Origin of the sequence: Vreelandella subterranea, from assembly GCF_900111305.1 — a bacterium.
Taxonomy (GTDB): Bacteria; Pseudomonadota; Gammaproteobacteria; order Pseudomonadales; family Halomonadaceae; genus Vreelandella; species Vreelandella subterranea.
This window is the reverse complement of the sequence record NZ_FOGS01000003.1, coordinates 72,242-85,420: the sequence shown is the minus strand read 5'-3', so window position 1 is coordinate 85,420 and position 13,179 is coordinate 72,242. Positions and strand designations below refer to the sequence as shown.

The 13,179-nt window shown below is 60.0% G+C and carries 13 protein-coding genes; 10 read left to right on the top strand and 3 right to left on the bottom strand.

The features are described 5' to 3' along the window. Window positions 1-10: 10 nt before the first annotated feature. On the top strand, window positions 11-370 hold the full coding sequence (locus BMX75_RS05955) for a RidA family protein (protein WP_092826157.1): 360 nt from the start codon (window positions 11-13) through the stop codon (window positions 368-370). Here the strand turns inward: BMX75_RS05955 and BMX75_RS05950 are convergent. The 3 genes from BMX75_RS05950 to BMX75_RS05940 are packed head-to-tail and all read right to left on the bottom strand — an operon-like array spanning window position 367 to window position 5,587. Next, entirely contained in the window at window positions 367-1,227 is an 861-nt protein-coding gene (locus tag BMX75_RS05950; RefSeq protein WP_066322417.1) for a MurR/RpiR family transcriptional regulator, read from the bottom strand. The two genes, BMX75_RS05955 and BMX75_RS05950, sit on opposite strands and share 4 nt — an antisense overlap. Continuing rightward, on the bottom strand, window positions 1,227-2,984 hold the full coding sequence (locus BMX75_RS05945) for a GGDEF/EAL domain-containing response regulator (RefSeq protein WP_092826155.1): 1,758 nt from the start codon (window positions 2,982-2,984) through the stop codon (window positions 1,227-1,229). Before BMX75_RS05945 ends, BMX75_RS05950 begins: the two co-directional genes overlap by 1 nt. Next, on the bottom strand, window positions 2,981-5,587 hold the full coding sequence (locus tag BMX75_RS05940; RefSeq protein WP_092826153.1) for a GAF domain-containing protein: 2,607 nt from the start codon (window positions 5,585-5,587) through the stop codon (window positions 2,981-2,983). Before BMX75_RS05940 ends, BMX75_RS05945 begins: the two co-directional genes overlap by 4 nt. 241 nt (window positions 5,588-5,828) lie before the next feature. Here BMX75_RS05940 and BMX75_RS05935 point away from each other — a divergent pair, with 241 nt between their 5' ends. From BMX75_RS05935 to BMX75_RS05895, 9 genes are all read left to right on the top strand, one after another. Then, complete coding sequence (locus BMX75_RS05935; protein WP_092826150.1) at window positions 5,829-6,974, top strand: GNAT family N-acetyltransferase; 1,146 nt, start codon at window positions 5,829-5,831, stop codon at window positions 6,972-6,974. 101 nt (window positions 6,975-7,075) lie between these two features. Next, the gene (gene ftsB / locus BMX75_RS05930; RefSeq protein ID WP_092826148.1) at window positions 7,076-7,417 is read left to right on the top strand and encodes a cell division protein FtsB; all 342 of its coding nucleotides are present in this window, start codon (window positions 7,076-7,078) and stop codon (window positions 7,415-7,417) included. After that, window positions 7,410-8,117, top strand: a complete 708-nt coding sequence (gene ispD / locus BMX75_RS05925; RefSeq protein WP_092826146.1) for a 2-C-methyl-D-erythritol 4-phosphate cytidylyltransferase — start codon at window positions 7,410-7,412, stop codon at window positions 8,115-8,117. The genes ftsB and ispD overlap by 8 nt, the downstream gene beginning before the upstream one ends. Next, the gene (gene ispF, locus BMX75_RS05920) at window positions 8,117-8,605 is read left to right on the top strand and encodes a 2-C-methyl-D-erythritol 2,4-cyclodiphosphate synthase (RefSeq protein ID WP_092826144.1); all 489 of its coding nucleotides are present in this window, start codon (window positions 8,117-8,119) and stop codon (window positions 8,603-8,605) included. The genes ispD and ispF overlap by 1 nt, the downstream gene beginning before the upstream one ends. Next, complete coding sequence (truD, locus tag BMX75_RS05915; RefSeq protein ID WP_092826142.1) at window positions 8,598-9,632, top strand: tRNA pseudouridine(13) synthase TruD; 1,035 nt, start codon at window positions 8,598-8,600, stop codon at window positions 9,630-9,632. Before ispF ends, truD begins: the two co-directional genes overlap by 8 nt. A gap of 43 nt (window positions 9,633-9,675) precedes the next feature. After that, window positions 9,676-10,422, top strand: a complete 747-nt coding sequence (surE, locus tag BMX75_RS05910; protein WP_092826140.1) for a 5'/3'-nucleotidase SurE — start codon at window positions 9,676-9,678, stop codon at window positions 10,420-10,422. Continuing rightward, window positions 10,409-11,086 (top strand): protein-L-isoaspartate(D-aspartate) O-methyltransferase, encoded by a 678-nt coding sequence (locus BMX75_RS05905; protein WP_066322389.1) that lies wholly within the window; start codon window positions 10,409-10,411, stop codon window positions 11,084-11,086. Before surE ends, BMX75_RS05905 begins: the two co-directional genes overlap by 14 nt. After that, the gene (locus BMX75_RS05900; protein ID WP_092826138.1) at window positions 11,083-12,054 is read left to right on the top strand and encodes a DUF368 domain-containing protein; all 972 of its coding nucleotides are present in this window, start codon (window positions 11,083-11,085) and stop codon (window positions 12,052-12,054) included. The genes BMX75_RS05905 and BMX75_RS05900 overlap by 4 nt, the downstream gene beginning before the upstream one ends. 7 nt (window positions 12,055-12,061) lie before the next feature. Next, window positions 12,062-13,093 (top strand): peptidoglycan DD-metalloendopeptidase family protein, encoded by a 1,032-nt coding sequence (locus BMX75_RS05895; protein ID WP_092826136.1) that lies wholly within the window; start codon window positions 12,062-12,064, stop codon window positions 13,091-13,093. The last annotated feature ends 86 nt before the right edge of the window (window positions 13,094-13,179 follow it).

Here is a 13,179-nt window from a genome sequence, read left to right as displayed (position 1 = left end):
GAGGAAACCAATGACGATTGAACGCCACGACACCAAAGCCCGCATGAGCCGTGCGGTCATCCATCAGGGTGTGGCCCACCTGTGTGGCCAGGTCGCCGGGCCAGAGGCGCGTTACGATGATATTACGGCACAAACCGAAAGCATGCTGACGCGGGTGGATGCTCTTTTGAGCGAGATTGGCTCGTCGCGCGAACAGCTGCTGACCGCCACGATCTACCTCAAGGACGGTAGCGATTTCGCGGCGATGAATGCCGTTTGGGATGCCTGGGTACCGGAAGGTTATGCCCCGGCCCGCACCTGTGTCTGCGCGCCGATGCCGGCCGACGAACTCAAGGTAGAGATTACCGTTTCCGCCGCGGTGACCGGTTAGGAGCTTTTGGGCACAGGGAAGCGTGTCTCCCTCAGGCTGTCCTTTATCTTTTTAAGGTGCGGCAGGAAATCCTCGCCGCGCCGGAGCGTTACCCCCGTGGCCAGCGCATCGATCAGCGTCAGCTGAATCACGCGTGACGTCATGGGCATGTAATGGTCGGTGTCTTCCGGCGTCGCGACTTCAAGAGTGGCGGTGCACTCCAGCGCCAGCGGTGAATCCGGTGCGGTAATGCCCAGTACGACAGCGCCCGCTTCCCGGGCGACGCGCGCGATATCGACCAGCTCACGGGTTCGCCCGGTGTAGGAAATGATCACCACCACATCCCCAGTGTGGCAGGCAGCGGCAATCATGCGTTGCATCAGCACATCGATGTGCACCATGACCGGCAGGTTGAAGCGGAAGAACTTGTGCTGGGCATCCTGTGCCACCGCACCGGACGCGCCGAGGCCGAAGAAGTGGATCTGCTTGGCCTGGGTCAGGTAATCCACCATGCGCTCCACGGCGCCCATGTCGACCTCACGTTGGGCTTCATCCAGGGCGGCAATGGTGGCACCAAAGATTTTCTGGGTGTACTGGGTGGCGGAGTCGCCAGGTTCCACCGCCCGGGTCACGTAGGGGGTGCCGCCCGCCAGGCTCTGGGCAAGTTTGATCTTGAAATCGGGGTAGCCCTTGGCGCCAAAATTACGGCAAAAACGGTTCACCGTCGGCTCGCTGACGCTCGCCGCCTGTGCCAGGCTGGCAATGCTCAGGCTGGTAGCGGCCGCAGGATCATCGATAATCACGTTGGCGACCTTACGCTCCGAGCGATTGAGATCTTCAAGGCGTTGGCGTATCCGGTCGAGCAAGTCGTGAGCCATTAAACGGTCTCCGTGGCTTTTGGTGGCAAGTGTGGCTGCCAATTATCGCACCAGGCGAGGAACTCGCTGGCCGGTAATGGCCGAGAGAAATAGTAGCCTTGCGCAGTTTCACAGCCAATACCCCGTAAGTACATGGCCTGATACGCGGTTTCAATGCCTTCCGCGACAACGTCACTACCCACGCTATGGGCCAGTTGGGCAATGGTGCGCGCCAGCTGGCGCTCTACGTCGCTTTCCTCCAGGTCCATGACAAAGGCGCGGTCAATCTTCAGCGTTGAAAAAGGCAGTGTCTTGATATACGCCAACGAAGAGTGGCCGGTGCCAAAATCATCGATGGCCACAGCGATATTTGCCTGGGTAAACTGCGCAAGCTGCTGGCGGGCGTTCTGCATATCGCTCATTAAACCGGATTCAGTGACTTCAATGGCGAAGAAGCGCGCGGGGATTTGGTGGTCTTCCAGCTGGCGCAATACGCTTTCGGCGAAATCCTTGCGCGCAAGCTGCCGGGCGGCTACGTTCACGGCGATGTGAAAGTCATCACCTAGCACGTTTTTCTGCCGCCAGTCGACGATCGTCCTGATGGCCTCTTCCAGTACCCACTCGCCAATCGAAAAGATATCTCCGCTGGCTTCGGCCAGGGGAATGAACATGCCTGGCGATATGTGCCCCAGGTCGGGATGGTGCCAACGCAGTAACGCTTCGGCACCGGTAATCCGCTGATCACTCAGGCGCAGCTTGGGTTGGAAGACGAGCGACATTTCACCGCGCTCGGTGGCGCCGCGCAAGGCTTGCAGGACGTGTAGCCGATGGCGCTGCTGGGCCTCGAGCGTTTCGCTATAGCACTGGACCGACCTGCCATTCTTCTGGGGCAGCGCCAAGGTCGCCATATGGACCAACCGCTCGATATCAAATGCCCCGCGGGCGCGGCTAATACCGACTCTTGCCTCCAGCGGCAGCAGCAAATCGTCAATCTGCTGGTCGGTTTCGAACGTTTCCATCAGGTGATGGGCCAGCGACAGAAGCTCGGGCTTGTCATCGGTGGCGCTAATCACCAACAGCTCGCTGCCACCCCATAAGCCGAGTGTGTGCGAATCGCCCAGGCGCTCAGCCAGGCGCTGGACGATATGGCTCATCAGTCTTTCGGCAATCCGGTACCCATGCAACCGAATGACATCATCAAAGCGGTCTAATGCGATGAACAATAGCCCGGTGGCATCGTTGTGTCTTGTCGCTTCGCTGAGGGCTTGGGTAAGGCCGCGCCGGTTGGGTAATTGTGTAATGGGGTCGGTGCATGATTGAAAATAAAGCGCCTGAGTGCGTTCATTGACCATGCGTTCCAGGGTGTCGGCCTGTTGGTCGCGGACGTGGTAGCGGTGCTCGACGTTGAGCACGTTGAGGATACGTTGCAGCACCTCGGCGTGCTTGAAAGGCTTGGTAACAAAGTCGCGCACGCCAAGCGCCAGCGCGCGCTGTCGGGTGTCGTCGTCAATCTGGGCGGTAAGGATGATGATCGGCGGCGTCTGCTGATCGAAGTGTGCGTTAAGCTGTTCGATAACCCCGTAGCCATCCAGATGCGGCATGCGGATGTCCAGCAATATCAGGTCGGGCAGTGACGCCTGGCAAAAGGCGAGCACCTCCCGGGGGTCGCTGATGCCGTGGGTGTTGTGAAAACCCTGATTCTCGAGCAAGTCGATCATGAGCTCGATGTTGACGGGGTTATCGTCAACGACCAATACGTGTTTGGAATAAAATGTCATGGCTCCTGCCTGGTGGGCGCCCCCAGCAACGGGTTAAGCGTGTCGGTAAACTGTTTAATGTCGATCGGTTTGGTTAAATAGGCATCAAACCCTGCTCTGAGGCCCTTTTTTATGTCGCTGGGCAGCGCATTGGCCGACAGGGCAATGACGCGCACATCGCGATAGATGGGCGTGTCACGCAGCTTGGCCAGCGCTTCATAGCCGCTCATGCCGGGTAGGTGCAGGTCCATTACCACCACGGCGGGGATGGCGTAACGCATCATTTCCAGGCCGATCTCGGCACTTGATGCGGTGCGTAGCGTCACGCCCTCCATGGCGTCGACAATATCTTCCATCAGGTGCTGGTTGGCGGGATTGTCTTCGATGTACAGCAGTGTTTGCTGGTTTGCGGTCTCGGGCAGGCGTCGTTGCTCGGAGCCTGCAGGGCGCTCGGCATCGGGGGAGGTCGACACCGGCAACGTAAACCAGAACGTCGACCCATGGCCTGGCTGACTGTCGACGCCGATCTCTCCGTGCATGCGTTCCACTAATTTCCGGGTAATGGACAATCCGATGCCCGTTCCTTCCACGTGGCTGCCTTCAGCATCAAGGCGGTTAAACGGTTCGAACAGCTCGCTGAACCGGCTGGTCTCGACGCCGGGGCCTGTATCGCTGACGCTGATCCTGACGACATCTTTCTGACGCTGCGCAAGAATATCGACCCGCCCGTTGGCAACGTTGTACTTGATCGCGTTGGACAGCAGGTTGAGAAGTATTTGCTTGGTACGTGTGTAGTCGGCACTGACCTTCAAGTCGCTATCGGGTAATGTGCAGGTCAGGGTGATACCGGCGGCCCCGGCGTTCGCTTCGAGGGTGCTGCAGGCATCTTCAAAGAGGCTGTTCAACGCAATGGCTTCAATGGAAAGCGACAGCTGGCTCGCCTCGATTTTGGCCAAATCCAGCACGTCGTTGATCAAACTAAGCAGATGGTGGCCGCTCTTTTCGATCTGGTTGACCTGGCGCTTTTGTTTGTCGTTCAGAGGGGCGCGGGGGTTGTGGCCGAGTACCTGGGCAAAGCCGAGAATCGCGTTGAGCGGCGTGCGCAGCTCATGGCTCATCGATGATAAAAATTCGCTCTTGGCTTGGTTGGCGCGTTCGGCTTGATCGCGGGTATTGGCCAAGTCCTGCATGACCTGCTCACGCTCCGCCATCTGGCGGTACAGGTTGATCAGTAGCACGCAGGTGTCGGTGAAGGGCTGTAGCCAGTCCAGCAAGTGCTGGTCCAACTGCTGGCGGCTGTTGGCGATGGCAAACATGCCGATAAGTTGACCGCGACTGAAAATAGGTACGCCCAGGTAGTTATCGAACTGCACCTGTCCCAGCGGGAACTCGCTGCGCTGGGTATACTCATTGACATCGTTGTCGATGACCACCTCGCCTCGGGCAAAGACGCGTCCCAACAGTGAGTCTGGATTCTTGAGCACCCGGTCGCCACTGAGCAGTTGCTCGATGTGATGACGCGATTCGGGACTCCACAACGGCCCTTTGATGGCATTGAGCTTCAGCGCATTGCTGGTGTCGCCGGGCAGCACCTCACCAATCAAGGCGTATTCGCTGTCGGTGAGTTCGCTCAGGGCTTCCGTCAAAAAGGTCCACAGCCGTTCGCCGGACATGAGCGCCTGATAGTCGGTAATCCCCTGATGCAGTACCTTCAGCAGGCTCTGTTCTTTTCGAGTGCGCCGATTGGCAGCCTGGACCTGGCTTAAATCGGTGATAAGGCCAATGAACTCGGTGACTTGGTCCGACTCGTCCTTGATGGCATTGACCGCCAGGTGAACCGTGACGCGGTGGCCTGCCTTGTGTTGAACCTCGACCTCGCAGCCGCGCCCCATTTCCTGGGGGTCTCCGCCGCCTAAAAATCGCGTAATAAAGTTGTTAAGGAGGTGGTGCGACTCTGAAGGGGCCAGCATGGCGACGTTTTGCCCCATGACTTCGTCTTGCGAATAGCCCAGCAGCGTCAGGGCAAAGGCGTTAATGCTCAGGATCAGACCGTTGCGGTCGATTCTCAGGATGCCGGTGGCGCTACCGTGAAACAGGGCATCATAGCGACGGGTCGTCTCGGCCAGGTCATGGCGTATGGCGTGCAACCGAAACAGCTCCTCCACCTGGCCCGCCAAACCCTTTAACAGCCTTAATTCCTGCTCGCCAAAGTCGCGGGAGCGGCTGTCCAGCAGGCATAGCGTGCCCAGGACAAAGCGGTCATCCGAGCGCAGCGGGTAGCCTGCGTAAAAGCGCAGGTACGGCTCACCGTGGACGAGGGGGTTGTCAACAAAGCGCGGGTCAAGGTGGGCATCCGACACGATCAAGGGCGCATCGGCGATTATGGTATGCACACAAAACGAGGTATCACGCTCGGTCTGGGTGATATCGAACCCCGGGTGCGACTTGAACCATTGGCGGTGCTCGTCAACCAGCGAGATGATGGCAATCGGTACGTCAAACAGCTCGCGGGCAAGCTGCGTAAGCCGGTCAAACGCCGCTTCGGCGGGGGTGTCAAGAACACGAAGCGCATGCACCGCTGCCAGACGCTGAGGCTCGTTATCAGGGGATGATGGTGCTGGCATCCTTGCTCCGTGATGAAGGTGTCAATGAAACCTTATATTAACATTATCGGCCGCTCGCTCCCCGGCTTAAATGGGACGGAACAATTTTACTGGCCAGCAACGGTAAGGTGGGTAACGTTGACTGACGGTAGGTGCGGGGCTGTTTATGGCGTTAAATCGCGCGCTTGTATCGTAGCAGGGAATAGGGCCTGCATAGTGTAGAGTAGCTTAAGTTAAGCCAATTCCAGGTTCGGGAGAGACTATGCCAGCGTCGCTATCGGTTGCGGTGTTATCCGCCATGGAGGCTGTGTCGGCCAGCCAGTGGGATGCCCTGGTGGATGCCGATCAGCCGTTTTTACGTCACGCCTTCCTGCATGCATTGGAAGCGAGCGGCTCGGTAGGCCCGGTGACCGGCTGGCAGCCCCGCCACTTAACCGTGTGGCAGGGTGATCAGCTGGTGGGCGCCATGCCGCTCTACGAGAAGCATCATTCCTACGGTGAATATGTGTTTGACTGGGGCTGGGCCGACGCTTTCGAGCGGGCCGGCGGGCATTATTACCCTAAAGCGCTGAGTGCCGTGCCGTTTACCCCGGTGCCCGGCGCGCGCGCCTTGGTGGCCCAAGGAGTTGATACGCAAGCCGTCTACACGGCCCTGGCCCAGGGCTGGCAGGCGCAGTGCCAGCGCCAGGACCTTTCGAGCTGGCATTTGCTGTTTGCTGACACGTCAGAAGTGGAAGCGTGGCAGGCCCAGTGCCCCGAGCTCATCAGCCGCGAGGGTGTGCAGTTTCAGTGGCGTGATCGAGACTTCGGCGACTTCGACGGGTTTCTCGCTGCGCTGACGTCCAAGCGGCGTAAAATGATCAAGCGTGAACGCCGTCTGGTGGCCGAGCAGGGCCTGGAGGTGGTGCGCTTGGTCGGCGAGCAGATCACGCCTGCTGACCTGGCGCATTTTTACAGCTGTTACGCCATTACCTACCAGGAACGCGGTCGGCCGCCTTATCTGACCCAGGATTTCTTTACCCGGATTTATCATGCCATGCCCGAGTCGCTGGTCTTGGTACAGGCGCGTCTTGACGGGCGACCCGTTGCGGCCGCGCTTTACTTTCGAGGTGCTCAGACGCTTTATGGACGTTACTGGGGCAGCGAAGTAATGGCCGACTGCCTGCATTTCGAAGCCTGCTATTACCAGGGCATCGAGTTTTGCCTGGAGCAGGGGCTTACCCTGTTTGATCCGGGCACACAAGGTGAGCACAAGCTGCTGCGCGGCTTTGCGCCCCATCGCGTGCGCTCCTTGCATTACCTGGCCCACCCCGGACTGGCAAACGCGGTCGCGACCTTTTGCCGTGAAGAGGGGCAACAAGTGGCCGCCTACCGCGATGCCGCCTTTGAGGCGCTGCCCTACAAGTGAAAGCAACTCGCTGGCCGAGCCGCTTAATGGCATAATGCGCGCCAATTTATCCATATAACCGGTTCGATGACCTTGGGTGGTCGGCTTTAAGGAGAGCGGTCATGCGCAGATGGCTATTGATTGCGCTGCTGCTGGTGCTGGGCATGCTGCAGTACCAGCTTTGGCTTGGCGATGGCGGCTGGCTTGACTTGCAGCGACTCGAGCAGCGCGTTGCCGCTCAAGAGGCAGAGAATGTGCCCCTGCGCGAGCGCAATGCCCGAATGGCGGCTGAAGTGACCGACCTCAAGGGCGGCCTGGATGCGATTGAAGAGCGCGCACGCAGCGATATGGGCATGGTACGCACCGACGAACAGTTTTTCTGGGTGCCAGGTGTTGCCATCGAGGAAGAATTGATCGGCATCAACGCCCGTTCGGTGGTCAGACCGGAGTCGCCAGATGAGTGATCCTTTATGGTTAGTGGTGCCCGCTGCCGGTCAAGGGCGCCGCATGGAGGCAGACAGGCCCAAGCAGTACCTGACGTTGCTGGGACGCCCGCTGCTTGTGCATACCCTGGAACGCTTGTACAGCGCCTTTCCGGACGCAAGGCTAATGCTGTGCCTGGATGACGACGACCACTGGTTCGCTGAAGAGTGGGTGCCGTTTGCCGACTGGCAGCGTGTCACCGGCGGCGAAGAGCGTATGGACAGCGTGCTCAACGCGCTCGCGGCCATCGATGCGGGGGATGATGACCTGGTGCTTGTCCATGATGTTGCCCGCCCCTGTGTAACCCGTGAGGATCTGCTGGCGCTCCACCAGGCCGTGCAGCGCCATGCAGCGGGCGCGCTGCTGGCAATGCCAGTGGCCGACACCATGAAACGCGCCAGCCCAAGCGGCGCCAGCCTGTGTAGTGAGCCCCGCGACGCGCTGTGGCATGCCTTGACGCCGCAGGGCTTTCGCTACCGCCAGCTTCACCGGGCGCTGGTCGAGGCGCGCAACCGGCATACGCTGGTGACCGATGAAGCCTCCGCCGTGGAGGCATTGGGTGATGCTCCCCAACTGGTGTCCGGGCGACGGGATAACCTTAAAGTGACCCACCCCGATGATCTGGCACTGGCGGCCGCTATTCTTACCTCACAGCGTGCTACCACCGAGAGGAGCCTTTAATGCGCATTGGTCATGGGTTTGACGTCCACCGGTTTGGCCCCGGCGATCATCTGATGCTTGGCGGGGTCAAGGTGGCGTTTGAGCAAGGGTTCATTGCCCACTCCGACGGCGATGTGCTGTTGCACGCAGTGAGCGATGCCCTGCTGGGCGCCTGTGCACTGGGCGATATAGGTCATCACTTCCCGGACACCGACCCGGCGTGGAAAGGGGCGGACAGCCGCGATCTCCTGCGCCAGGTTATCGCCCTGGTGCGCGCCGAAGGGTATAACGTTATCAATATCGATGCCACGGTGATGGCCCAGGCGCCAAAGCTGGCCCCCTTTGTGGGCGCCATGCGCGAGGTGATCGCGGCCGACCTGGGTGTGGCCACGGGCCAGGTGAATGTTAAAGCCACGACTACCGAGCGGCTGGGCTTTACCGGGCGCGGTGAAGGCATCGCTGCCGAAGCGGTGGTGCTGCTCGGCTCGCTTGAGAGGCCCCATGCTTGAATTGCCCCGTTGGCAACGCAGCCTAGATGCGACACTCGGCCCGCCAAAACCCGGCCGGTTTCGTCTGGCACCTGACGACTTTGTGGTCGACGAGGTGCTGGATTTTGTCCCGGAAGGCCACGGGGAACACCTTTGGCTGAATATTGAAAAGCGCAACCTGACGACTCTGGAGGTCGTTAAAATGCTCAGCCAGCGCTGTGGTGTTGCGCCCCGTGACGTGGGCTATTCGGGGATGAAAGACCGTGTCGCGGTGACTCGCCAATGGTTGAGCGTGCATTTGCCCGGCAAGGAGGCGCCTGAGGGGCTGATGCAGGCTCTCGCCGATGGCGGCGTCGATGTTTTGCAGCACGCCCGCCACCCCCGCAAGTTGAAGCGGGGCGTGCATCGTTACAATCGATTTCAACTGCGGCTTAGCGGTGAGGCGGTAGAGACGGACGATGTCAGTCAGCGTTGGCAGTTGCTATGTCAGCAGGGCGTGCCCAACTACTTTGGGACGCAACGCTTCGGGCCAGCGGGGCGCAATTTACAGCGCGCAGAAGCATTGCTGGCGCGTGGGTGGCGCAAGCGTGACGATCGTCACGGCATCCTGCTGTCCACCGCGCGCAGCTTTCTGTTCAACGAGTTGCTTAGCGAGCGAATTGAGAAAGGCCAGTGGCAACAGCCAGTTAACGGCGATACGCTGATGCTGGACGGCACCCGGAGCGTGTTCGATGTCGACCAGGTAGACGCCACGCTTTGCGCGCGTGCCGATGTACTGGATGTGCATCCGACAGGCCCCTTGTGGGGATTAGGTACTACCGCCCAGCAGGCGGCGGGCGACTACGAGGCAGTGCTGCTGGACCGTCATCCATCGCTGTGCGAGGGCTTGCTGCGCAGCGGGGTCAAGCGAGGGCAGCGGGCGTTACGCATGCGTTTGAGCGAGCCACAGCTAAACCGGGAAGCCCAGAGCGTGGTACTCTCATTCGCTCTGCCGCGGGGCAGTTTCGCCACTGCGGTGGTCCGTGAATTGATCGCGTCGCCGGACTGATGGGCGCGCGCCGGGGTGGGTGTAACCAACTAAGGAGTTTTCCATGCGGCGTTTGCTGCTATCCAATGACGATGGTGTTCATGCGCCGGGGCTCAAGGCGCTCTACGATGCGCTGACCAAGCACGCCAATTTGCGTGTCGTTGCCCCGGACCGTGACCGCAGTGGGGCGAGCAACTCGCTGACGCTCTCGCGACCGCTGGCGATGACCGCGCTGGACAGCGGGTTCTACAGTGTCGACGGCACCCCGGCGGACTGTGTCTACCTGGGGGTCAACGGCGTGTGGGATGAAAAACCCGACCTGGTGATTTCCGGCATTAACCATGGCGGTAACCTGGGCGATGACGTGCTGTATTCGGGTACTGTTGCCGCTGCCATGGAAGGGCGCAACCTGGGCATGTCGGCGATTGCCATGTCGCTCTGCGGCCACCGTCACTTTGCCACGGCCGGCCACCTGGCGGCGAGCCTGGTGGGGGCGGTGGACCAGCTGTCGCTGCCGCCTCGCACGTTGCTCAACGTCAACGTACCCGATGTGCCCTGGGAAGAAATCAAGGGGGTTAAAGTCACGCGGCTTGGCTATCGCGGCCCTGCCGAGCGACCGCAGGCCATTAAAGACCCGCGCGGGCGCACCCGTTACTGGATCGCCCCGGTGGCGGCCAATGCCGACGATGGTGACGACACGGACTTTGCGGCCGTCGAAGCGGGCTTTGTGTCGATTACCCCTTTGCAAACGGATTTAACGCGCCATCAGGCGCTCAACGACGTTCGAGACTGGCTGGATGCATTCGCCTGAACTGTCACCGGAAGAGCTGCGCGGCACTGGAATGACCTCGCAGCGCACCCGTGACCGCATGGTCCAGCGCCTGATGCGCCAGGGAATTGGCGATGCACGGGTGCTTGAGGTCATGGCCAAGGAACCGCGCCATCTGTTTGTGGATGAGGCGCTGGCCCACCGCGCCTACGAAGATACCTCCCTGCCCATCGGGTTTGGCCAGACGTTGTCGCAACCGCTCATCGTGGCACGCATGACCGAGCTGGTGCTGCGTGCCGAGCCCAAACGGGTTTTGGAACTGGGCACTGGTTCTGGCTATCAAACACTCATTCTGGCCCGACTGGTCGATAGGCTGTTTTCCCTTGAGCGCATCGAGGCCCTGCACCGGCGCGCCGCCTTCCGGCTTAGCCGCCTGGGGGCCAGGGCGTCGCTGGCCGTTGCTGACGGTGGCGAAGGCTGGCCCGGCGCCGCGCCATTTGACGTCATTCTGTTGACCGCCTGTGCCCAAACGCTGCCAGAGCCGCTACTCGAGCAGTTAAGCCCCGATGGCGTATTGATTGCCCCTTTAGAGGCATCCGACGGCAGCCAATGGCTTACCCAGATCAAACGCGTCGGCAACGCGTTTGAAAAACGCCGCCTGGAACCGGTTCGTTTTGTTCCCTTATTGCAAGGAGTGGTCGATTGAAGCGTCAACCCGTACGATTGTTATTAACCGGTGCCGGGATGGGTGCCGCTGACGCGGTGCCGGGGGTGTCAGGTGGGACCATTGCGTTTATCAGCGGCATTTATGAAGAACTGATATTGACCATCAAACAGTTTGGCCCGAGTGCCTTTGGCGCATGGCGTCAAGGCGGGCTGCGTGGGCTGAGCCAGCACCTTAACCTGGCATTTCTGGTACCGCTGCTTGCCGGTATTGTGATCAGCGTCTTCAGCGTGGCGCACCTGGCGCTGTGGTTGATGGAAGAGCACCCGCTGCTGCTGGACGGTTTTTTCTTTGGTTTGGTGGCCGCTTCGGCCGTCGTTGTGAGTGATTCGCGAACGCGCTTCAAGTGGCACTACCTGTTTCCGCTGGGGGCTGGACTGCTGCTCGCTCAATGGCTACCCGGTTTGATGCCCCTGGTGTCAACATTGGGTAATGAATCCCTGATATTGGTAGTGGCGGGAAGTATTGCCATCAGTGCCATGTTGCTGCCCGGCGTATCAGGCAGTTTTTTACTGCTCACCATGGGGCTTTACAGTACGGTGATGGAAGCTGTGCGCGGTTTTGATATGACGACCATCCTGCTATTCGGGAGCGGCTGTCTCATTGGCCTGGCGCTGTTCTCACGGATGCTTTCCTGGCTGCTTCGCCGCCATCGTGGTTCAACGCTTCAATTATTGTTAGGTTTTATCGTGGGGTCACTGCCCGTTATTTGGCCGTGGCGAGAACTGGTGCGATATCAACTGGGTCGTGATGGTGAAATGATCCCGTTGGACTATCGCTATTTATTACCCGGTGACTATGCGCAGTTGACGGGCGAGCCCGCCCAGCTGGTCGCTGTCATCGCGTTGATGGTGTTTGGCGCCTTGCTGGTTGTCATGTTACACCGGCGTGGGTTGAGGCGCACGCTGCCAACGTCTCCCCAAACCGCCTCCGCTGCTGAAAAGGAGTAGGCTTTGCATGCGTAAGATAGTAATGATGTCCGCACTGGCGCTGGCCGTTGCTGGCTGTGCCAATCAGCAGGGCGGCGGCCCGCAGGTGCGCGATTTGAGCGACGCCCGTGAAGCGGTCGAGCGCTCCCCAGAATACCAGGTCAAGGAAGGTGACACCCTGTACGGCATCGCCTGGCAGCATAATCTCGATTACCGTGACCTGGCGGCAATCAATGACATTGATCCTCCTTATCGCATCTATCCCGGGCAGACGGTTGCCCTGCGCGAGGGTGCGGCTTCAACGTCGGGGGGCGCCTCAGCGGATGAACGCTCAGGCGGTGCGGTGGCAAGAGGCCTTTCGCCCGGGGCTTCCACCTCCGCCTCGAGCGATGATCAGCAAATGGACTGGTTGTTGCCTGATGAGTCAGCCATCGAGCGTAACCAGCGGCTGACGGCTGAGCGTGATGCCAGAGACGAGGAAAATGTCACCACGCCTGACACTGCTCCTGAGACGCAGTCGGCTTCCGATTCGCCCCCCCCTCAACCTCAGGCTGAGCAAGCTCGGCCTGAACAGGCTGAAACGCAAACAGCGCCTGAACCGGAAGCCGAAACGGTTCCGGAACAGGCGCCGGCCGCTCGTGAGGACTCGGCGTCTGATCGCGATGGGCGCACCTATACGCCTGCCGAAACCATCGACTGGCGGTGGCCCAGCGACGGCGATGTGGTAGGCGAGTTCGGTCAGGGCGATAGCATCACCGCCGGTATTGATATCGCAGGTGAAAAGGGGCAACCTGTAAGAGCTGCTGGTCCTGGCATTGTGGTATATGCAGGCAGCGGTGTGCGCGGTTACGGTAACCTCATCCTGCTCAAGCACAACGATGAATTTCTCAGCGCTTATGCGCATAACGACAGCCTGAATGTCAGCGAGAACGACGTTGTGGAAGCCGGTGAGGTAATTGCCACTATGGGCGATAGTGACGCGGAAGACGTGAGACTGCATTTCGAGGTACGCCGCGAAGGGCAACCACAAGATCCCCTGGAGTTTCTACCGTCACGCTAACCGGTATCAGCCATGTACAGCGTACGTTGCCAAGACCCACTCGACAGGTAACGGCGTGAACGCTTTGTATAACAATAACGATGGGA

Excerpts from the sequence above, each read along its gene's own strand:
- truD (WP_092826142.1), top strand. The coding sequence starts at position 8,598 with ATGCTTGAATTGCCCCGTTGGCAACGCAGCCTAGATGCGACACTCGGC.
- BMX75_RS05905 (WP_066322389.1), top strand. The coding sequence starts at position 10,409 with ATGCATTCGCCTGAACTGTCACCGGAAGAGCTGCGCGGCACTGGAATG.
- BMX75_RS05950 (WP_066322417.1), bottom strand. The coding sequence starts at position 1,227 with ATGGCTCACGACTTGCTCGACCGGATACGCCAACGCCTTGAAGATCTC.
- BMX75_RS05940 (WP_092826153.1), bottom strand. The coding sequence starts at position 5,587 with ATGCCAGCACCATCATCCCCTGATAACGAGCCTCAGCGTCTGGCAGCG.
- BMX75_RS05955 (WP_092826157.1), top strand. The coding sequence starts at position 11 with ATGACGATTGAACGCCACGACACCAAAGCCCGCATGAGCCGTGCGGTC.
- BMX75_RS05935 (WP_092826150.1), top strand. The coding sequence starts at position 5,829 with ATGCCAGCGTCGCTATCGGTTGCGGTGTTATCCGCCATGGAGGCTGTG.
- ftsB (WP_092826148.1), top strand. The coding sequence starts at position 7,076 with ATGCGCAGATGGCTATTGATTGCGCTGCTGCTGGTGCTGGGCATGCTG.
- BMX75_RS05895 (WP_092826136.1), top strand. The coding sequence starts at position 12,062 with ATGCGTAAGATAGTAATGATGTCCGCACTGGCGCTGGCCGTTGCTGGC.
- surE (WP_092826140.1), top strand. The coding sequence starts at position 9,676 with ATGCGGCGTTTGCTGCTATCCAATGACGATGGTGTTCATGCGCCGGGG.
- BMX75_RS05945 (WP_092826155.1), bottom strand. The coding sequence starts at position 2,984 with ATGACATTTTATTCCAAACACGTATTGGTCGTTGACGATAACCCCGTC.
- ispF (WP_092826144.1), top strand. The coding sequence starts at position 8,117 with ATGCGCATTGGTCATGGGTTTGACGTCCACCGGTTTGGCCCCGGCGAT.
- ispD (WP_092826146.1), top strand. The coding sequence starts at position 7,410 with ATGAGTGATCCTTTATGGTTAGTGGTGCCCGCTGCCGGTCAAGGGCGC.